8 protein-coding genes and 2 pseudogenes are annotated in these 21138 nt (G+C 71.5%); 4 read left to right on the forward strand and 6 right to left on the reverse strand.

Translation table 11 applies throughout. From position 1 onward, the window contains the following. Window positions 1-146: 146 nt before the first annotated feature. From pbpC to POL25_RS44915, 4 genes and pseudogenes are all read right to left on the reverse strand, one after another. Window positions 147-2549 (reverse strand): penicillin-binding protein 1C, encoded by a 2403-nt coding sequence (gene pbpC, locus POL25_RS17535; protein WP_272087185.1) that lies wholly within the window; start codon window positions 2547-2549, stop codon window positions 147-149. Between the two features lie 285 nt (window positions 2550-2834). Next, window positions 2835-8561 (reverse strand): alpha-2-macroglobulin family protein, encoded by a 5727-nt coding sequence (locus tag POL25_RS17540; RefSeq protein ID WP_272087186.1) that lies wholly within the window; start codon window positions 8559-8561, stop codon window positions 2835-2837. Window positions 8562-9385: 824 nt separating this feature from the next. Further along, window positions 9386-10447 (reverse strand): annotated as a pseudogene (locus POL25_RS44910) (adenylate/guanylate cyclase domain-containing protein); the annotation flags it as partial. A gap of 285 nt (window positions 10448-10732) precedes the next feature. After that, window positions 10733-11299 (reverse strand): annotated as a pseudogene (locus POL25_RS44915) (histidine kinase dimerization/phospho-acceptor domain-containing protein); the annotation flags it as partial. A 548-nt stretch (window positions 11300-11847) separates the two neighbouring features. On the opposite strand from POL25_RS44915, the gene POL25_RS17550 reads away from it, so the two are divergent. Then, a complete protein-coding gene (locus POL25_RS17550) occupies window positions 11848-12741 on the forward strand; it encodes an SMP-30/gluconolactonase/LRE family protein (RefSeq protein ID WP_272087188.1) in 894 nt (297 codons plus the stop codon). Between the two features lie 42 nt (window positions 12742-12783). Here POL25_RS17550 and POL25_RS17555 read toward each other — a convergent pair whose 3' ends face one another. After that, a complete protein-coding gene (locus POL25_RS17555; protein WP_272087189.1) occupies window positions 12784-14850 on the reverse strand; it encodes an ATP-dependent helicase in 2067 nt (688 codons plus the stop codon). Between the two features lie 86 nt (window positions 14851-14936). Here POL25_RS17555 and POL25_RS17560 point away from each other — a divergent pair, with 86 nt between their 5' ends. Continuing rightward, a complete protein-coding gene (locus tag POL25_RS17560; RefSeq protein ID WP_272087190.1) occupies window positions 14937-15599 on the forward strand; it encodes a hydroxyacylglutathione hydrolase family protein in 663 nt (220 codons plus the stop codon). Between the two features lie 223 nt (window positions 15600-15822). Here POL25_RS17560 and POL25_RS17565 read toward each other — a convergent pair whose 3' ends face one another. Beyond that, window positions 15823-16671, reverse strand: a complete 849-nt coding sequence (locus POL25_RS17565) for a hypothetical protein (RefSeq protein WP_272087191.1) — start codon at window positions 16669-16671, stop codon at window positions 15823-15825. 348 nt (window positions 16672-17019) lie between these two features. Here POL25_RS17565 and xdhA point away from each other — a divergent pair, with 348 nt between their 5' ends. Further along, window positions 17020-18495, forward strand: coding sequence for a xanthine dehydrogenase small subunit (gene xdhA, locus POL25_RS17570; RefSeq protein WP_272087192.1), 1476 nt, complete (start codon window positions 17020-17022; stop codon window positions 18493-18495). 127 nt (window positions 18496-18622) lie between these two features. Further along, window positions 18623-21043 carry a xanthine dehydrogenase molybdopterin binding subunit gene (xdhB, locus tag POL25_RS17575; protein WP_272087193.1) on the forward strand — a complete coding sequence of 807 codons (2421 nt, stop codon included), beginning with the start codon at window positions 18623-18625 and terminating at the stop codon, window positions 21041-21043. Window positions 21044-21138 lie beyond the last annotated feature (95 nt).

The raw sequence follows: 21138 nt of genomic DNA on the forward strand, positions 1-21138 counted from the left end.
GCCACGTGCGCGACCCGGCGGAAGGATGGGACGCGGCCCATGGCTCGCGTGACGACAGGTCTTCGAGGGCGTCTTCGTTGCGGGCGCAAGCCGCCACGAATAGATGTGTCTTTGAGGGCATGTCCTGAGGGACATGCCGTTCGCGGTCAGCGGACGCTGAAGCGGGTCGACTCGAGGCGGACGGCCTGGCGGGGGTCGGCGGGGCGGGCGAGGACCTCGTGGTCGCCCGGTTCGGCGGCGATCTTCAGCTTGTAGGGCCAGTCGCTGCGGCCGACCTCGTGGCCGTCGACGAGGAAGGCGAGCGGGCCGAAATCGACGCCGCTGCCGTCGAGCTCGGCGCGGACCTCGATGGTCTGGGCGGCGCGGCGCTGGTCGAGGGCGAACACGGTGCCGGGGGCCGGGGCGACGACGCGCAGGGTCGGGATCGCGGCCGGGCGGTCGTCGCAGCCGGGCACGCGGGCGCGCGGGAGCCAGGGGCGGCCGAACAGGTCAGGGGTGTCGCCGCCGGCTGTCCTGAAGGACAGCCACTCGTCGTAGGCGGCCGGGAACACCACGGCGGTGACGGAAGCCTTCGCATCGCAGCGCAGGCCGGCGGGGGCGCTGCGGTCGGGGCGGACGTGGACGTGGTAACCGCAGCTGTCCTCGGGGACATGTCCTCGGGAGAACTTGCGGTGGACGCGTTCGTCGCAGGCGGGGCCGACGGGGGCGCCGGACAGCGCGCAGACCTCCACGTCGACCAGCAGCTCGGGCTCCCACAGCGGCCGGCGCTGCGGGACGTCGGCCATGGCGCGGCGCATGACGTCGGCGAACAGCGGGCCGGCCCCGGAGGCGCCGGTGAGGCGAGCGGTCGGGGAGCCGTCGGCGTTGCCGAGCCAGACGGCGACGGTGCGCTCGCGGGTGTAGCCGACGGTCCAGGTGTCGCGGTAGCCGGACGAGGTGCCGGTCTTGACGGCGACGGGGTAGGCCAGCGCGAACGGGCCGCGGCCGTGGAGGCCACGCACGCGCGCGAGCGGGTCGGAGAGCGCCTCGGTGACGACGGCGGCGACCTCGGGCGTGAACACCTGCGCGGGCGCGGCGGGGGGATCGGTGGTGGTGAAGCGGAGGGCGATCGATTCACCGCCGCGGGCGAGGGCTACGTAGGCAGCGGCGAGCTCGCGCAGCTCGATCTCGCCGCTGCCGAGCGCGAGGGCGAGGCCGTAGTGGTCGGCGTCGCGGTCGAGGCTGCGCAGGCCGAGGTCCCGCAAGGTGCGGAGGATCGCGGCGGGGCCGAGCTCGGCGGCGAGGCGCACGGCGGGGATGTTGAGCGAGCCGGCGAGGGCCTCGCGCAGGGGGATCGGTCCCTCGAAGCCGCGGTCGAAATTCTCGGGGGTGTAGCTGCCGCCGCCGGGCTCCTGAAAGGTGGTGGGCACGTCGGCGGTGAGCTCGGGGCCGTGGTGACCGGCGGCGAAGGCGAGGCCGTAGACGAAGGGCTTGAGGGTGGAGCCGGGCTGCCGGCGCGCGCGGACCATGTCGACCTGGCCGCTGATCTCGTCGCTGTGAAAGTCGGCGCTGCCGACGTAGGCGAGGACCTCGCCGGTGCCGTTGTCGACGACGAGCACGGCGGCGTCGCTGGCCCCGCGATCGGCGATGGCGGCGAGGTGGACGCGCACGGCGCCCTCGATGTCGCGCTGGAGGTCGAGATCGAGGGTGGTGGTGGTGGCTGTCCCCGGGGACAGGCGGCCCTCGAGGCGGAGGGCATCGACGAGGTGAGGGGCGAAGAAGGGGCGGGTGAGCGGCCGGAGCTCGATCGGCTCGGCGACGGCGCGGTCGTGCTCGCGATCGGTGAGCTCGCCGGCGTCGCGCAGGGCGCCGAGGAGGGCGCGCTGGCGCAGGAGGACGCGATCGAGGTAGGCGTATGGATCGAGGTAGCTGGGGGCGCGCGGGAGGACGGCGAGGAAGGCGGCCTGGGCCCAGCTGAGGTCGTGCGGGGCGACGCCGAAGTAGCCGCGCGCGGCGGTCTCGGGGCCGGTGAGGCCGTGGCCGTAGGGCAGACGGTTGAGGTAGGCGAGCAGGATCTCGTCCTTGCCGAGCAGCTCCTCGAGGTTCTGGGCGCGGGCGACCTCGAAGAGCTTGTCGGTTAGGCCGCGAGCGCGGGCCTGACCGCGAGCGTCGAGCATCTTGACGAGCTGCTGGGTGATGGTGCTGGCGCCGCTGACGAGGCGACCATGGCGGACGCTCTGCAAGAGGGCGCGGGCGACGGCGCTGGGGTCGAGGCCGTCGTGGTCGAAGAAGGCCCGGTCCTCGCTGACGAGGGTGGCGGTGAGGAGGCGCGGGCCGATGTCGTCGAGGTCGCGCGGCTGACCGCGCAGGCCGAGGTCGCTGGTGAGCTCGCGCAGGAGCCGGCCGCGCCGGTCGAGGACGCGGTGACCCTCGTGCCAGGTGTCGCCGAGCGCGGCGGTGGGCTCGCCGGCGCGGCTACGGATCACCGACCAGGCGCCGCAGGTGAGGGCGGAGATCGCTGCTGTCCCGAGAGACAGGCCGAGGAGCCAGCGGCGGAGGCGAGGTCGCATCGCAGAGAGAACGCGGGAGAGGCCGGGAGTGATTCTCGCGCGAGAGGGAAAGAGCGGTGCGCGGGATGAGAGGCGGTGAGGCGCGCGAGACGGACGGGCGGGATGAGAGGAGACGGGATGAGAGGAAGTGAGGCGCGCGAGACCTCGGGCGGGACGAGAGGAGACGGGATGAGAGGAGGTGAGGCGCGCGAGAAGTCGGGCGGGACGAAAGAGTGATTTTCGCTGGCGAATCACTCGCTGCGTCGAGCGGCGCGCGAGGGAGGTCGCGCGCCGCTCGCGGTCGGCTCAGGGCTTGATCTCGACCTTGCCGGCGGTGCTGTAGCCGTGGCTGCCGCCGACGTACATAAACTCGGCGGAGGCGGGCGGGAGCACGAAGGTGCCGGGGGTCGAGGCGCGCACGAGGTAGGTGGCGACGACGCGCTCGCCCCAGACGCGGTCGAAGTAGACGTAGACGCGGTCGTCGCGGAGCTCGACGTAGCTGGCGTCGCTGCCGCCCCAGCGTAGCTGCTCGTGGAACGGGTGCTGGTCGGTGAGCTCGGGGGCGCGGGCGACGGTCCAGAGGTCAGGCTGGATCGGCTCGAAGCCGGCGGGCAGGCGGTCGGTGACGGCGAGGTAGTTCATCTGGTTGCCGTCGAGCTCACTGAGGGGCAAGTCGGCGAGCAGGGCGACGCGCAGGACCTGGCCGGGCTTGACGGTGGTGAGGTCGATCGGGCCGCCGCGCGCGTCGGTGATGGCGCGGTAGATGTCGGGGCCCTGCTTCGCGGTGGTGGCGACGAGGCCGCGGGCGTCGTCGAGCGGCCGCTTCCAGGCGCCCTCGACCATGAAGGCGATGGCGGCGGTGCTGTCGCTGGCGAGCCGGAGGGTGGCCTTCTTGCCGCGCAGGTCGGCGACGGCGATCCGGTACTCGAGGGCGCCGGCGCCGAGCTCGGCGGCAGCAGTGAGGGCGATGCCGTCGAGGCTGGCGGTGACGCCGGCGCCGGTGGCGGGCTGGTTCTTGAGCTGCTCGGCGATCGCCATCAGCGAGTAGGCGGTGGCCTGGGTGGTGTAGCTCTCGGTGGTGTCGGCGAGCCTCTGGGTGAGCTTGGCCTTGAGCACGGAGCTCGGGCGCAGGCGGCCGAGGGTGATGACGGTCTGCGCCATCGTGCGCGTGGTCGAGCCGAAGTAGTAGAAGTCGCGGTACCCGGCGGTCTTGGCCAGCGTGCCGTCGGCCTCGTAGCTGGCCTCGACCTCGTCGACGAGCTGTTTGACGCGGTCTTCCTGGCCCTTGAGGCTGTTCAGGGCGATCGCCAGGCTGGCGAGGCCGAACACGCCCATGTGCTCCTTGCGGTCGAACAGCGGGTCGGCGGCGCTCTCGGGCAGCGCGCCGAGCTCGCCGAGAGTGTGGGCGATCGCGGCCTGGACCTCGGCCTCGGTGCCGTCGGACAGGAGCATCTCCTGGAGATACGAGGTGACGCCCTCGAGCAGGCCGTCGGGCAAGGTGAGGCCGGCCTGCTTGGCGGCGACGAGGGCGCGCACGGCGTAGGCGGTGCCGTAGACGTTGGGGACGCTGTCGCCGGGCCAGTAACCGAGGCCGCCGGAGGCGGTGCGCATGCCGGCGAGCCGCTTGAGGCCGACCTGGATCCGCTTGTCGAGCTCCTCGCGCGACATGCCGCCGATGCCGATGCGCGGCAGGATGTCGCGCGCGGCCAGCAGCGGCAGGGTGCCCGAGGTGGTCTGCTCGACGCAGCCGTGGGGGTAGTCGAGCAGGTACTGCAGGCGGGCGCCGAGCTCGGGCCACAGGTGCTGGCCGGCGAGGACCTTGATGTAGTCCTTGTCGCCGCGACCGACGAGGACGCCGGCGGGGATCTCGAGCGCGATCTCCTGGGCGCCGACGAAGGCGCCGTCGAGGTGCGGCCGCTCGGCGAGACCGGGCACGTCGACGGGGATGATCGACTCGACGGCGTCGCGCACGGTGCCGCCGTCGCGGACGTTGAAGTTGAGCTTGAGCTCGCCGGGGACGGCGGCGGTCAGCGGGAAGCCGACGCGCTGGTGACCCTGCGGCGGGACGGTGACGGCCTGGGTGGCGTCGTTCATCGCCACGGTGGCGGCGAGCGGCAGGTCGGTGTTGTTGTGGACCATCGCCGCGGCCTCGAAGCTGTCGCCGGTGGCGGCGAAGCGCGGGACGACGGGGATCATCATGACCGGCCGACGCACTGTGAAGTCGCTTTCGACGGCGGCGCCCTTGCCCTGCTTGTCGATGACGACGGCCATCATGCGGAAGCGGGTGAGGTTGTCGGGCAAGGTGAACTTGACGGTGGCCTTGCCGCTGGCGTCGGTGCGCAGGTCGGGCTTCCAGAAGGCGGTCTGGACGAAGTTCTTGCGGGTGTTGGTGACGGAGGCGCTGGCGTCGCCGTCGCCAGCGGTCTGGCTGTGCTTGAGCAGGGCAGCGAGCAGGTCGCGCGAGTCGCTGACCTCGAAGGCCAGCGGCTGACCGGGGCGCAGGGCGGCTGCGGGATCTTCGGCGTGGAAGTTGGTCATGCGCAGCACGCCCTCGTCGACGACGGCGAGCGCGACCTCGGCCCCGGCGACGGGCTTGCCTTTGTGGTCGACGTCGACGGTGATCTCGACCTCTTCGCGCGGCTCGTAGGTGGCCTTGTCGCTGGCGACGGTGGCGGCGAGTCGGACGTCGTCGAAGGTGACGGGGATCCGCGCGACGCCGATCTTCCAGTCGGTGCGCTCGTCGCCGCTGCCGATCGGGAGCAGGGTGACGGTGGCGTGGACGTAGGGGGCGTGGCTGGCGTTGACGGGGACTTCGAAGAGGGCGGCGGCCTCGTCGAGGCGGCGGACTTCTTGCTTGAGGAGGCCGCCCTGCTCGACGGTGAAGATGGCGGTGGCGGCGGCGAAGGGGCTGCGCACGAGCAGCTTGGCGGTCTCACCGGGGGCGTAGCGGGCTTTGTCGGGGGTGAGCTCGACGGTGCGGCCCTTGCTGGGGACGACGGGCTGGTCGCCGCCGTGACCCCAGGCCCACAGGTCGGTCATGCCGCCAGGGCGGCCGTCGACCTCGGCGCGGACCTCGTAGGAGCCGGAGGCGGGCGGGACGAGGTCGCAGGTGGCGGGGACGCTGGTGCTGGTGGCGGTGCAGTGGCCGACCTCTTTGAGGGTGCGCTGCCACTGGTAGTCGTAGCCGCCGCCCTTCATCGGCTTCTTGCTGTAGGTCCAGTCGACCCGGTGCATGCGCGCGGTGACGGGCACGCCCTCGACCGACTTGCCCTCGGGGTCGACGACGCCGAGCTGGATGTGGACGGGGGCGCCGACGTCGCTCCACGGCTGCTCGACCTTGAGGCCGGCGTAGCGATTGGCCGGGTGGACGACGACGGCGCCGCGGCCGGCGATGTGGCGATACGAGGTGTCGGCGACGTCGGCCTCGAGGGTGAAGCGCTGCGGGCCGACGGTGCCGGCGAGGTCGAGCTTCTGCGAGACCTTGAGGGTGCCGTCAGGGCCGAGCTCGCCGCTGCCGGCGCGCGACCAGTCCTCGTCGCCGTTCTCCTCCTCCCACCACGCGTGCTCCCGCTCGGAGAAGACGAGGCCGGCGTCGACGAGGGTGCCGGAGGGCAGGGCGGCGGACTCGCGCGTGACGGTCCACTCGACCTGAGCCTTGTCCATGGCGGCGCCGAACAGGTACTTGCCGACGACGGTGGCCGCGAGCACGCCCTTGGCCTCGCGGGCGTCGACGTCAACGGTGAAGCGCGGCGGCTCGAACTCGGCGACCTGGACCACGGTCTCGTCGAGGCGCCGGTCGCTGTTGGCCTCGTAGACGGCGATGATGTGGCGACCGAGGCGCGCCTCGGCGGGCACGTTGTAGTCGGCGGCGACGCTGCCCATGTCGTCGGTGACGAGCGGGAAGGTCGCGAGGTCCTCCTCGGTCGGGCCGATGACCTTGACGACGACGGGCTTGCCAGCGAGCGGGGCGATGTCCTCGCCGATGCGCTGGCGCAGGCTGGCCTTGAGGTGGACGACGGCGCCGGGGCGGTAGATGCCGCGGTCGGTGATCACCATGCCGCGACGGTCGCCGAGCTGCGGCGCGGACTCGGCCGAGAAGTGGGGGAACAGCCGGTTCTCCCGCGAGGGGTTCTTGAGCTGGACGGTCAGCGCGGCGGCGCCACCCTCGACCCGCACGGCGGTGCTGCCGGCGCGATCGAGGCCGATCGGGAGGACGGCGAAGCCGTTGGCGTCGGTGGTGCGGCCGGCGACCTTGTCGCCGTTGAGAGCGAAGCTGGCCCCAGAGACAGGTTCACCGGTGGCCAGGCGAGCGACGTGCACGAGGGTGACCTCGGGCAGGACGTGGGTGTGGACGGCGAGGGCCTGGTCGTCACCAGGGGTGACGAGCGCGAGCGGCTGCCGCGAGGCGCTCATCCACGCCGGGTACTGGACCGGCTGGGCGCCCTCGGCGGGGGCGACGAGGTTGACGGCGAGGACGTAGTTCTTGCCGGCGCTGAGCTTGGCGAGCAGGTCGACCTGGGTGGTGACGAACTTGTCGGGGTCGGCGGCGGGCTCGAAGGCGATGGTGGTGGTGGGCGCGCCCTCGGGCGGGGTGCGGCGCTCGAGCTGCTCGCGGGCCTGGTTGAGCGCGGCGGCGTCGTCGGCGACCTCCCAGGCGGTGATCTCGCCGCGGGCGACGTTGCGCGAGGTGACGGTAAAGGCGCGGCTGGCGGCGCCGTCGAGGATCAGGACGCCCTCGGGCATCGACACGCTGGCGGCCAGCGGGGTGGTGTCGAGGGTGATGGCGGTCGGCGGGACGGTGTTGCCGTAGATGTCCTTGAGGCCAGGTAGCGCGAGGCGGTAGGTCCGCGACGGCAGGAAGTTGCCGGACACGACGACGCGGCCGTTGCTCTCCCAGGTGTCGTTGACCCACACGCTGAGGTTGTCGACCGCCGGGGTGACGCGGACCTGGTTCTTGAGGTCGGCCTGGGCGACGTCGAGGCGGTTGGTGAACTCGAGCGCGACCTCGCGGCCGTCGGTGCGCAGGCGCGGGCTGTCCCACTCGCACACGCTGCGGTCCCAGGCGTAGCCGCAGCTGGCCCGGGTGAGCTCGAGCGGGCCGGCGACCTCGTAGCGCTTCTCGAAGTCGTCACCCTTGTGGCCGCGGGCCTTGAAGACGACGGCGGACTCCTCGTTCATCCGCGCGGCCGGCTTGACCTCGACGATCTGGCGCGGGTTGACGGTGTAGCCCTCGAAGCGGCTGCTCTTGAGGTGCGCGAGGGTGACGGCGATCTTCTCGCCGTTCTCGTAGGCGAGCTCGACGAGGCCCTCGACCTTCTTGAGGTTGACGGGCTGGTCGAAGACGACGAAGAAGCTGGCGTCGTTGCGGACGCGGCCGCCCCACTGCGGGTAGACGTTGACGGCGCCGTACTCGCCGGGGGTCGGCAAGTAGGTGATCGTCTTGCCGGCGACGTCGATCCGCGGCTCGGCGACGAAGCCGGCCTTCCACGGCTCCATGGCGCCGCCGTCCTCGGTGGTGAGGCCCTGGACGGTGATCGTGTAGGTGACGGCGGGGTCGAAGGGCTTGGCGGCGCGGAACTCGAGCGAGCGACCCTGGGTCCACGCGGCCTTGCCGGCGACCGGCGGATCGATGGTGAGGGTGCCGGCAGCAGCAGCGACGGGCTTGTCCTTGACGATCTTGGCGGGCAGCTTGACGCTCCGGTTGAAGCGCAGGCGCACGACCTGACCCTCGACCTCGAACTTGCCGTCCTCGACGGTCGGCCAGCTGACGGTCAGCGGCTGGTCGCTGCCGACATCCTCGCCGCCGATGTCGAGCTCGGGCCGCGCGTGGCGATCGGTGAGCGGCGGCGGGAAGACCAGGGCGGCGCCGGTCTGGGCCGGGATCGTGCGCACGAGCGAGTCGCCTTCGGGCTGCTGCTCGTCGGTGGCGCCGACGTCGACCGCGGGCTTGGACACGGGCTGGCAAGCGACGAGGGCGAGCAGCGCCGGCGAGAGGGTGAGCAGACGAAGACGAGGGCCGCGTGGGTGCTGCATGACGGGGGAGTGCGGCGGAGGCCGCGGCGACAATGGTGCATGCGAGACGGGTCCGCCGGAAAGGTCGAGCGCTCGCAGATGCACGCTGTTCGGTCAGCGAAACGCGTGACCACGACGACAAAATCCCGCGCCAGCGGCGCGGAACCGCCCGAGGGCGAGCGATTTCTCGCGCGGTAAGTTCGGCCGGGAGCCTTGGCGCGAGCGAACGCGAGGCGGCCGCCGTGGGCGGCGAAGGGCGGAGAACTCGGGATGCGCGGGCAAGAAGCGGGTGCGGGACGGCTGTCCGCGAGGACAGGGCGGGCTCACGCGAGTGCGCGGCGCGCGAAGAGGCGGATGTCCGCGAGGACAGGTGGTGTGGCGTGCGCGGTGCGGATGTCCGCGAGGACAGGCGGAGTCGCGTGCGCGTGCGGATGCCCGCGAGGACAACAGTCGTGCGCGAGCGAGGCGGGATGTCCGCAAGGACAGGTGGGCCGCGCGAGCGTGCGGTGTCCGTGAGGTCAGGGATCGCAGCGCGCGCGAGGCGAGGACCGGCGACGCTCACGCGCGCGAGGCGGGATGTCCGCGAGGACAGGCGGCCCTCGACGGGCGCGTATGTCCGCGGGGACAGGTCGGCCGCGTCTCGTAGTCAGGCGAACGTCCCTGAGGACATGTCGTAGAGACCAGGCGGGCGAGAGCCCTGCGCCGGCTCAATCGTCGTCGATGATCGGGACGCGGGCCGGGACGTCCATCGTGATCGGCTTGCTCAGGTCGACGGAGGAGGCGTGGCGGGTGACGATCACGGCCGGCTTCACGTCGCTCTGCTCGCTGCTGGCGGCCTTCTGCGGGCGGCGCCCGACCAGGAAGTACGTACACAGGGCGCCCTTGCCCTTGACGTGGATGATGCCGCGGCGCTGAAAGGCGTACTTGTGGCGCAGGCGCTTGTAGGTGGCCTCGGTGACCTGGACGGCGTTGGCGATGCCGTGCGACTCCATGCGGCTGGCGATGTTGACGGTGTCGCCCCACAGGTCGTACGCGAACTTCTTGGTGCCGATGATGCCGGCGGTGACAGGGCCGCAGTTGAGGCCGATGCGGATCCGTACGCCGCGGTTGCGCTTGGCGTTGAAGCGCTCGATGATCGCCAGCATGTCGAGCGCCATCTCGGCCATCGCCTCGGCGTGGTCGGGCCGCGGCATCGGCAGGCCGCTGGCGGCCATGTACTCGTCGCCGATGGTCTTGATCTTCTCGAGGCCGTGCTTCTCGGCCAGCTGGTCGAACATCGAGAAGATGCGGTTGAGCATCGCCACCAGCTCGGCCGGCGGCAGCTGCTCGCTCATGCGGGTGAAGCCGACGAGGTCGGCGAACAGCACCGTGACGTCGGGGAAGACGTCGGCGATGGTCCGCTGGCCCTCCTTGAGGCGCTCGGCGATCGGCCGCGGGAGAATGTTGAGGAGCAGCTGCTCGCTGCGCTCCTGCTCGCTGCGGAGCTTGCGGACGTAGGCGCGCTCGCGGTCGCGGAGGCGCTTCTTCTCGAGGCAGGCGCCGATGCGGGCCCGCAAGATGACCGGGTTGAACGGCTTCGGCAGGTAGTCTTCGGCGCCGAGCTCGATCGACTTGACGACGGTGTCGATCTCGTCGAGCGCGGAGATCATGATGACCGGCAGGCCGCGGAACTTGTCGTCGGCGTGCAGCTGCTCGAGCACCTGATAGCCGTCCATCTCCGGCATCATGACGTCGAGCAGGACGAGGTCGAAGTCCTGGCTGCGCAGCATGTGCAGGGCGCTCTTGCCGTTGTCGGCGAGCTGCACGGTGTGGCCCTCGCGCTCGAGCCGGCGGGCCAACATGCTGCGGTTCGACTCGTTGTCGTCGACGACGAGGATCCGGCCGGTGTCGGAGGTCGCGCGCGGGATGCTGGTCTGCCGCGGCAGGCTCGGCGCGACGGTGGTCTGGCTCGGCTCGGGCGCCGGCTTCGAGGTGTGGAGGATCTTGTTGACCGCGCCGCCGCTGACGATCTCGTCGAGCCGCTGCACCGCGTCGAAGATCAGCTCGACGTCGGCGCTGACCTCGTCACGGTCGTTCTGCTTGAAGATCTGGACCAGCCGCTCGACGTGGGTCCGCAGGTGCGCCAGCGGGAACAGCAGGTCGCGGTTGAGCCGCTCCTGGCTCGGCCGCTGCGCCTTGGGATCGAGCAGCTCGTCGATGACGCCGAGCAGCTGGCGACCGTCGCTGAGCAGCTGGCGGACGTGCGCGCCGACGAACTCGTCGTGCTTCTCCTCGGCGTCCTCCAGCAGCATCTCGCTGTAGCCGAAGATCTGGTTGAACGGCGTGCGCAGGTCGTGGCGCAGCTGCGCGGACGACGAACGCTTGGTCGTCGAGGTCGGGAGCCGCGGCGCGTCAGGCTCGGGCCGCGAGATGGCCCGCGGCAGCGGCTGCGAGACGCCACGCGGGATCGGCGCGACGATCGAGTTCTCGCCGCTGTTGATCAGGAAGTTGGGGAATTGCGAGCCCGCTTGCTCGTCGTCGACGTCGATCGAGACGTCGGTCGGCGAGTCGTCGGTGGCGATGCCGGTGAAGTCGAGCTCCGAATCGTCGGCAGCGGCCTCGACGGCGTGGCTCGGATCGGGCTCCTCGATGATGCTGCCCTTGAACGGATCGTCGTCGTCGTCCGGGATGCCGATCCGCGGATCCTGACCCACCAACGGCTCGCCTGCGGGGTCCTTGGCGACCTTGTTGCCGCGGCTATTTGGATCCTTTTCTCGCATTCAGGCAGCAGTCGCGGACGCGGAGAGGGAGAGTCTAGTGAAGCCGCGCGGGCTGGAAAAAGCTGGAGGCTTCGATCGTAGCGCGAACACCGTGAGTGCGATCACCCCTCAAAACCAGGTCGCGCGAGCACCACTCTCGCCGCCTCGGGGGCGAAGGACAACCCTCGGTGTCGGTCAAAACACCCATGGACCGTGCGGGAACGCTCCCGCAAGCCCGCGCTCCCGCCCGGCGGACCTCTGCGGCCGGGATTGCGAGATCGCCGTGCGCCACGACCGCCAGACCGTTCCCCACCACGCTCACAGTGTACGACTGTTCGCGAGCCGACGTCCTCGGAGCGGGACACCGCCCGGCAGATCGGCGGAGATCGATGGGCCGACGGACGCCGCGGCGCGGGAGCGCGCGAGGAGGGGCCGCGGCTCGGGCGAAATCTCCGCCGTGATCACCGGTCCTTTGGGACATCGTCGCGCCGCAATGGCGCTTGACCGCCAAAGTCGCCAGCCTCGAAGATGTCGCGGCCGGGCGCGCGAGCGCCGGCAAGCGGAAGAATATGAAGAGTTTTCGCGACGAGTACACCTTGCAGGCGACGGATTCGGTGCCAGAAGGCGTGGCCTTCGATGCGAGGACAGGGCGCTTCTTCGCGACCGGGCTGCTGAGCGGCACCATCACGCAGATCGACGCGGGGACCGGGGAAGAGCGGCCGTTCTTCGCGCCTGCGGGGCAGCCGCAGCAGCTCACGGGCGCCAAGGTCGACGAGGTCAACCGCCGCTTGTGGGTCTGCTATTCGGAGATCCAAAACATGCTCGGCGGGGTCCACGTGTTCGATGTCGACACGGGTGCGCGGCTGGCGAGCTTCGAGCTGGCGCGCGGCGGCATCTGCAACGACGTCGCGCTGGCACCGGAAGGGGTCGCGTACGTGACCGACTCCTTCCAGCCGGTGATCTACCGGGTCGACCTGGCGTCCGGGGCGGCCGACGAGTTCGTGCGCGACGCCCGGATGTCGGCGCCGATGGGCCAGTTCGGGCTCAACGGCGTCGCCGTCAGCCCCGACGGGGCGTACGTGATCGGCGGCTTCACCTCGCCCTCGAAGCTGTTCGTGGTCCCGCGCGCGGGCGGAGAGGTTCGCGAGATCTCCCTCGACGGCGACCCATTCGCGCCCGCCGGCGACCCGCACTTCCTCGGCGCCGACGGCATCCTCTTCATCGACGACGCGCTCTACGTGATCCACGACGGCGGCGTGCAGCAGGTCCGCTTCACCGCGCCGGAGTACCGCGCCGGGACGGTCAGGAACCGCCTGGTCCCCGAGCCCGGGCTGTCGACCGCGACCGTGGCTCACGGCCAGCTCTACGTGATCAAGAGCGAGGTCGTGCGGATGGTCCACATGAAGCAGGCGCCGCGCCTGCCGTTCAAGATCTACCGGGTGCCGCTGGCGGTGTTCGCCTGAGGCTGTCCCTCGGGGCATGCTCCCAAGGACATGCCCCGAAGGTCATAGCCCTTTGGCCAGGTTGGCGAGGAAGGCCTCGGCCCGCGAGGCGACGTTGTCGTGGCCGAGGCGCTCGTCGCGGGCGATGTCGTGGACCTGGATGTCGGCCTCGGGCAGGTCGTCGAGGAAGCGGCTCGGCTTGCGCGGGACCTCGGCGCCGCGCTCGAGCCGGGTGGCGGCGCGGGTGATGTAGAGGCGGTCGCGTGCGCGGGTGATGCCGACGTAGAACAGCCGCCGCTCCTCCTCGAGGTCACCGGCGATGGCGTCGCTGATGCGCGGGGCGCTGACGCGCTTGTGCGGCATGATGCCCTCCTCGCAGCCGATCAGCAGCACGAGCGGCCACTCGAGGCCCTTGGCGCTGTGGAGGGTCGAGAGGGTGATCTTGCCGCCCGCGCCGTCCTCGTCCTCCTCCTTGTCCTTGCTGGCGTTCATGACCTGGAAGAAGTCGTTGTAGCGGGCCTGGCCGCCCTTGGCGCGGGCGCGCTGCTCGAACCGGCCGAGCGCCTCGAGCAACCACACGACGCCGTCCCAGCGGGCGGTCGCGGCCGCCTCGGAGCCGGCCTCCTTGAGCACGTACTCGCGCAAGCCGACGCCCTCGAGCAGGCCCTGCAGCGGCGCGACCGCGGAGCCGCTGGTGTAGAAGTGCGCCTGGGCGCGCTTGATCGCGGCGGAGAAGCTGCGCAGGCCGGTGGCCGCGCGGCTCGGGATGTCGGCGATCTCTTCGCTGCGGTGGATCGCCTCGGCGAGCGAGAGGTTGCGGTGGCGCGCGAACTCGCTGAGGTGCTCGATCGTCTTGAGGCCGACGCCGCGCGAGGGGACGTCGAGCGCGCGCCGGGTCGCGAGGTCGTCCTTGGGCGCGATCATCACCTTGAGGTAGGCGAGGGCGTCCTTGACCTGCTTCTTGTCGTAAAAGGCCTGGCCGCCGAGGATCCGGTAGGGGAGCCCGTGCTCCTGCAGCAGGGCCTCGATGGCGTCGCACTGCTTGGCGCTGCGGTAGAGGACGGCGATGTCCTCGGGCTTCATGCCGCGGTCCTTGATCTCGCGATAGATGGTGCGGCCGATGAAGCGCGACTCCTGCTCGCCGTCCGGGGCGACGACGACGGTGACCTTGTCGCCGCCGCGGCGCTGGGGGACGAGGCTCTTCTCGTGGCGCGAGGTGTTGCGCTGGATGACGGCGTTGGCGCAGCGGCAGATCGGGGCGTACGAGCGGTAGTTCTGCTCGAGCTTGATGGTCTGCGCGCGCTTGAAGTACATGTCGAAGCCGAGGATGTTGGCGACCTTGGCCCCGCGCCAGCCGTAGATGGCCTGGTCGTCGTCGCCGACGACGCACACGTTCTCGCGCTCGCCGGCGAGGCGGCGCACGACCTCGAGCTGGGCGCGGTTGGTATCCTGGTACTCGTCGACCATCAAGTAGCGGAACTTGGCCTGCCAGTAGGCGCGCGCCTCGGCGTTCTCCTCGAGGGTGGTGGCGATCCGGCAGATGAGGTCGTCGAAGTCGACGGCGCCGAGAGCCCGCAGCCGCTCCTCGTAGGGGCCGTAGACGGCGGCGGCGGCCTCGTCGTACTCGGTCTCGAAGTACAGGCCCTGGGCGTCGGCCGGCGAGACGAAATCGTTCTTCCACAGCGAGACCCGCTGGACGATCGCGCCGAGGTCGAAGCGCCGCTCGGCGCCCTGACCGGTCAGCCCGAGGTCGCGCAGCACGGCGCGCACGAGCCCGTAGACGTCGCCCTGGTCGAGGATGCCGAACTTCTTCGGCACGCCGAAGTGGTCGGGCTGCTCGCGCATCATCGCCGCGCCGACGCTGTGGAAGGTGCCGAGCACCAGCGAGTCGGCGATCGCCTTGCCGGTCATCTTGTGCAGCCGCTCGCGCATCTCGTCGGCGGCCTTGTTGGTGAAGCTGAGCGCGACGATGTTGCCGGGCGGCACGCCGCGCTCGAGCAGGTAGACGACGCGGTGGGTGATGACCCGCGTCTTGCCGGAGCCGGCGCCCGCGAGCACGAGCAGGGGGCCTTCGGTGGCGCACACCGCGGCGCGCTGTTCGGGGTTCAGTCCGCTGAGATCGAGGGCCATGCGTCGGAGCGGCGCAGACATACGGCGCATCGGTGGCGCGCCGCAAGGGCTTGAGTCGGAGGCGGCAGATGTGCTCCCCTGCGGGGGTGACGGAGCGGTCGGCGCGGGCGGGAGATGCGCTCGAGATCGTGCAGCTGGAGGTGGGGCTGCTGCAAAACTTCTGCGAGGTGATCGGCTGCCCGCGCACGGGCGAGGCGGCGCTGGTGGACCCAGCGTTCGAGGTCGACCGGCTGCTGGCGGAGGTCCGCCGGCGAGGCTGGCGAGTGACGACGATCTTCCTCACGCACACGCACGACGATCATGTGGCAGGCCTCGACGAGGCGGCGGCGCTGACGGGTGCGGTGGTGCGCTGTCACCCGCTCGAGGTGGCGACGGCGCGGCGGCTGGCGCCGCAGGTGCTGGCGGTGGCCGACGGGGAAGAGGTGGGGCTCGGCGAGGGCCGGGTGCGAGCGATCTTCGCCCCCGGCCACACGCCGGGCTGCGTGTGCTGGTTCGTCGCCGAGCCGGCGGCGATCGTCACCGGCGACGTGCTGTTCGTCGGCTCGTGCGGGCGCGCGAGCGATGTCGAGGCGATGGTCGATACGCTGCAGCGCAAGCTCGGTGGATTGCCGGAGGAGACCCGCGTGTTCCCGGGCCATGACTACGGCAAGACGGCCACGAGCACGCTGGGGTACGAGTTCGCGACGAACCCGGCCCTGCGCGCGGAGACGCCGGCGGCGTTCCGGCGCTGGGCGCAGGGGCGCGGCTGAGGATGTCCTTGAGGACAGGTCGGGCCGGGAGCGAAGCGGCAGGTCGCCTGGGGTGAGCGCGGGAGGCGTCTCCGTGGGGACGCCTCGGAGGTGGCGACGTGTCCGGGTGTTCGTGGCGAATGGGACATGTTTTATAGGACATGTCCCTTGACTCGCATCGCGTGACATGTCTCTTTGGGCATGTCTCTTTGGACATGTCGTGAGGGACATGCTCAGAATTCGCTCATCCTGGCGCAGGTTGCCAGGGGCCGACAGTGTCGCCGGGGGGAGGCGGCGCGGCCTCGGGCGTCGGGGTCGCGGAGGGCGTCTCGGGGGTCGAGACGGGCGCGGGCGGCGAGGCGACGGAGCCGGACTCGGGCGTGAGGACGGGTGTCGGCAGGGTGGGCAGCGAGGAGGGCGGCGAGGCAGGCGCGGGGGCCGGAGCAGGCTTCGGCGGCGGCGGTGCGCGGCCAGGGATGAGGTCGAAGGAGACGCCGAGGCTGGCGAGGAAGGTGACGAGCACCCGGTCGGCGCCGGCGTCCTCCTGCAAGGTGGTGCGACGCGAGCGCGGGCCGATGACGAGGCCGGCCCACAGCTCACCGGCGAGGCGCGGGGTGAGGTACTTGCGGACGCCGCCGCTGACCATGCCGGCGGACCGACCCCACACGTCGCGCCCGGCCTCCTTGTCGTAAAACGGCGGCCGGTAGGTGCTGGGGCCGAAGGTGGGCACGAACATGTACTCGACGCGGATGAAGGCGAGGCGTGAGTAGACGCCGAGCCCGAGGCCGATGTCGACGAGGCCCTTGTGGGCGCCATAAGGCCGCGGGCGGACGTTGCCGATGACGGCGCCGCGGGCGTGGAAGAACAGCGGACCGACGGCGCGCGCGCGCAGCTCGAGGTTGGCGCCGACGCCGAAGAAGTTGCCGGTGTGCTCGCAGCGCTGGACGCCTTCGCGGGTCTGACAGGCGGCCTCGCCAGGGGCGTGCGGGCCGAACAGGGCGCCGCCGGCGATCACGAGGCGCGGAGGGGGCGGCGGGGCCTCCGGGGCGGGGACGCCCGCGGCCGCGGCGAGCGCGAAGATCCAGCAGAGCATGCGAGGATGGTGCCGGAGGCGAAGGAGGCTGACCAGGGGCGCGGATGTCCCGAAGGACAGGGCGCAGCGAGCGGCCGTCCGGGACTGGGTTTCGAGAGCGGCGCGCCCAGGGCAGGGGAGGCCTCGGCGGCCGGCTCAGGGCGGTGGGTGGCCGCGCAGGTCCGATCACGGTCGGGTGACCCGTGGCCTCGCCGCACGCGGCCGCGAGTGCGCCCGGCCTGGTGCACATAGCGAGGTCGGGGGATGCGAGAAGGCGGAGGTGGATGGGGTCGGCAGGCGCGAGGGGTCGCGGCGGGAGGCGCTTCGACGGGCCGTGACCCGCGTGTTACGCTGGCCGCCGCGGCGCCGATGTCGATCCTCCGCTTTCACCTCAACGACCGCCCGATCGAGGACGCGGAGGTCCCGCCGACCACCACGCTCCTCAACTACCTGCGCCAGCGCGCGCACCTCACCGGGACCAAGGAAGGCTGCGCCGAGGGCGATTGCGGGGCCTGCACGGTGGTGATGCTCGACGCCGAGACCGACCCGGCAGCGCCGCGGTTCCGCGCGGTCAATGCCTGCCTGATGTTCGTGCCGATGGTCCAGGGCCGGCGCGTGTACACGGTCGAGGGCCTGCGCAAAAACGGGACACTGCACCCGGTGCAGGCGGCGATGGTCGAGCGCCTGGGCTCGCAGTGCGGGTACTGCACGCCAGGGGTGGTGATGTCGGCGTTCGAGGCGTGCTACCGCGAGGACCTGCGCGAGCCGTGGCAGCTCGACGATCAGATGTGCGGCAACCTGTGCCGCTGCACCGGCTACCGACCGATTCGCGAGGCTGTTGACCTGGTCGCGGGGACATGTCCCGAAGACTGCTTTAAAAAGCAGCGGGCGGAGGCGCAGCCGGCGGAGCTCGAGTTCGGGCGCGCGAGCGCGGGCCGCTGTTATGTGCAGCCGACCAGCCTGGTCGCGCTGTGGCAGGCGCTGGCAGAGCGGCCGCAGGCGCGGCTGGTGTGCGGGGGGACCGATCTGGCGCTGCTGGTGACGCAGCGCTACCAGGACCTGCCAGAGCTGATCGCGCTCGAGGGGGTGCCGGAGCTGCGAGGGATCGGGCGCGGGGCCGACGGCTGGTTCGAGATCGGGGCGACGACGACGCTGACGGACGTCGAGGCGGCTTGCATGGGGCCGCTGCGCCCGCTGACGCCGCTGCTCCGGATCTTGCGCTACTTCGCGTCGCGCCAGATCAAGCACCGGGCGACGGTGGGCGGGAACCTGTGCAATGCGTCGCCGATCGGCGACCTGGCGCCGGCGCTGATCGCCCTGGGGGCGCAAGTGGTGCTGCGCTCGGCCGCAGGGGCGCGCACGCTGCCGCTCGAGCAGTTCTTCCTGGGGTATCGCAAGACGGCGCTGCAAACCGGCGAGGTGCTGGCGGCGGTGCGGGTGCCCGAGCCGGCTGCGGGGGTGCGCATGGCGGCGTACAAGGTGTCGAAGCGGCGTGAGCTCGACATCAGCGCGGTGGCGGCGGGGCTGTACGTCGAGACATGTCCCGAGGGACTGGTGACCGAAGTGCGGGCGGCGTTCGGAGGGATGGCGGCGACGCCAGCGCGGGCCCGCGGGCTCGAGGCGGCCCTGCGCGGGCGCCCGTGGACGGAGGCGACGGTCGAGGCGGCGCTGCCGGCCCTGGCCGCGGACTTCCAGCCGCTGTCGGACCACCGCGGCTCGGCGTGGTTCAGAGGCCAGGTGGCCGAGAACCTGGTCCGCGGGTTTTATTTGGAGACGGCCACGACGCCGCAACCGGAGCTGCCGCCGCGACCCGCCGCGACGGTGCGCCTGGAGGTGGTGCCGTGAGCGGGCGTGAGATTGAACATAGAACATGTTCGATGGGATATGTTCGATGGGACATGCTCCAGGCGCCATGTTCGTTGGGGCATGTCCATGAAGGCATGTTCAAAGTCACGTGCTGGGGGGTAGTGCCATGACCGACGTCTCGCAATCGCCGCTGGGGCGGCCGGCCGTCCACGAGAGCGCGCAGGGGCACGTGACGGGCGCGGCGCGCTACGTCGACGACCTGCCGGCGCCGGCGGGCATGCTGCACGGGCTGCCGGTCGGCTCGCCGGTGGCGCGCGGGCGGCTGGTGAAGCGGAGCGCGGCGCGGGCGTTGGCGCTGCCGGGGGTGCACGCGGTGCTGTTCGCGGCGGACGTGCCTGGGCACAACCGGATCGGGCCGATCGTGCACGACGAGCCGCTGCTGGCCGAGGACGAGGTGTTCGCCGAGGGGCAGACGGTCGCGCTGGTGCTCGGCGAGTCAGTGGCGGCCTGCCGCGCGGGGGCCAAGGCGCTCGAGCTCGAGTTCGAGGAGCTGCCGGCGATCCTGACCATCGCCGACGCGCTGACGGCCGGCTCGTTCCTGTGCCAGCCGCACGAGATGCGGCGCGGCGACGTGGCGGCGGCGATGGCCCGCGCGGCGGTGATCGTGGCCGGCGAGCTGCACACGGGCGGGCAAGATCACTTCTATCTCGAGACCCAGGCGACGCTGGCGATCCCGGGCGAGAACGACTCGATGCACCTCGAGAGCTCGACGCAGCACCCGTCGGAGGTGCAGATCGCCTGCGGCGAGGTGCTCGGCTGCTCGCGCAATCAGGTGGTGGTGTCGGTGCCGCGCATGGGCGGGGCGTTCGGCGGCAAGGAGTCGCAGGCGTCGCCGTTCGCGGCCCTGGCGGCGGTGGCGGCCCGGCACACCGGTCGCCCGGTCAAGGTGTGGCTGAGCCGCGACCTCGACATGACGATGACGGGCAAGCGCCACCCGTTCTGGTCGCGCTACCGCGCCGGCCTCGACGCCCGCGGGCGGCTGCTCGCGCTCGAGGTCGAGATCGTGGCCGACGGCGGCTGGAGCGTCGACCTGAGCCCGGCGATCCTCGACCGCGGGATGTTCCACCTCGACAACGGCTACTTCGTGCCGAACCTGCACTTCGTCGGCAAGGCGGTACGCACCCACAAGGCCTCGAACACGGCCTTCCGCGGGTTCGGGGGGCCGCAGGGCATGGCGGTGATCGAGGAGGTGCTGTCGCGCGCGGGCGAGCGGCTCGGGCTCGACCCGGCGGAGATCCGTCGCCGCAACTATTATGGCGACTGTCCCGACGAACATGTTCCGGAGAACATGGTCGAAGTGCCAGTCCCGGACGACGAGCAGACCAGCGCCGGGGCGAGCGTGATCAGCCTGGTGCGGGCGCGCTGCCTGACGCCGTACTACCAGGAGGTCCCGCACTGCCGGCTGCCGCGGATCCACGCCGAGCTGCTGGCGCGCTGCGACTGGGACGCGCGCCGGGCCGAGATCGCGGCGTGGAACGAGCGCTCGCGCTGGCAAAAGCGCGGGCTCGGCTTCATGCCGGTGAAGTTCGGGATCTCGTTCACCAACACGATGCTCAACCAGGCCGGGGCGCTGGTGCTGATCTACGCCGACGGCAGCGTGCAGCTGAACCACGGCGGGACGGAGATGGGCCAGGGGCTGCACACCAAGATGGTGGCGGTGTGCGCCCACGAGCTCGGGGTGAGTCCGGCGCAGATCCGCTGCATGGCGACGGCGACCGACAAGGTGCCCAACACTTCGGCGACGGCGGCGTCGAGCGGGTCCGACCTCAACGGGATGGCGGTGCGCAACGCGTGCGCGGAGCTGCGGGAGCGGGTGCGGCCGCTGGCGGGCGAGCTGCTCGCGGCGGCGCCGGAGGCGGTGCAGTTCGTCGGCGGCGCGGCGGTCGGGCCCGACGGGCGCAGGCTGCCGTGGAGCGACCTGGCCAAGGCGGCGTGGATGCGGCGGCTGTCGCTCAGCTCGGCCGGCTACTACGCGACGCCCAACATCGCCTACGACCGCATGGCCGGGCGCGGCAAGCCGTTCCACTACTTCGCGTACGGGGCGGCGGCGGTCGAGGTGGAGGTCAGCGGGCTGACCGGCGAGCACCGGCTGCTGCGTGTCGACATCCTCCACGACGTCGGCAACTCGCTGCTGCCGACGATCGACATCGGCCAGATCGAGGGCGGGTTCATTCAAGGGGTCGGCTGGGTCACCGGTGAGGAGCTGCTTTGGGACGCGAAGGGCCGGCTGCTGACGCACGGGCCTTCGACCTACAAGATCCCGGCGATCGGCGACTGCCCCGCGGTCTTCAACGTCGCGCTGCTGGAGCGCGCCGAACAGGACAGCACGATCCACGGCAGCAAGGCCGTCGGCGAGCCGCCGCTGATGCTCGGCCTCGGGGTGGTCTCGGCGCTGCGCCAGGCGGTGGCGGCGTTCGGCCCCGGTGAGGTCGAGCTGGGCATCCCCTGCACGCCCGAGGCGATCTTGCGGGCGGTCAGCCGCCAGCGCGCAGGCGCGGTGACGCGGGCGGTCGACGCGGCGGAGTGAGGGCCCGAGGCTCGGGCGGCGCTGCCGCCGGGCAGCCGGGCGGTCGTTCAGCCGATCATGGTTGCTCCGGATTCAGGATCTAGACATGTCTTCAA

It is taken from the genome of Nannocystis bainbridge, from assembly GCF_028368995.1.
GTDB lineage: Bacteria > Myxococcota_A > Polyangia > Nannocystales > Nannocystaceae > Nannocystis > Nannocystis bainbridge.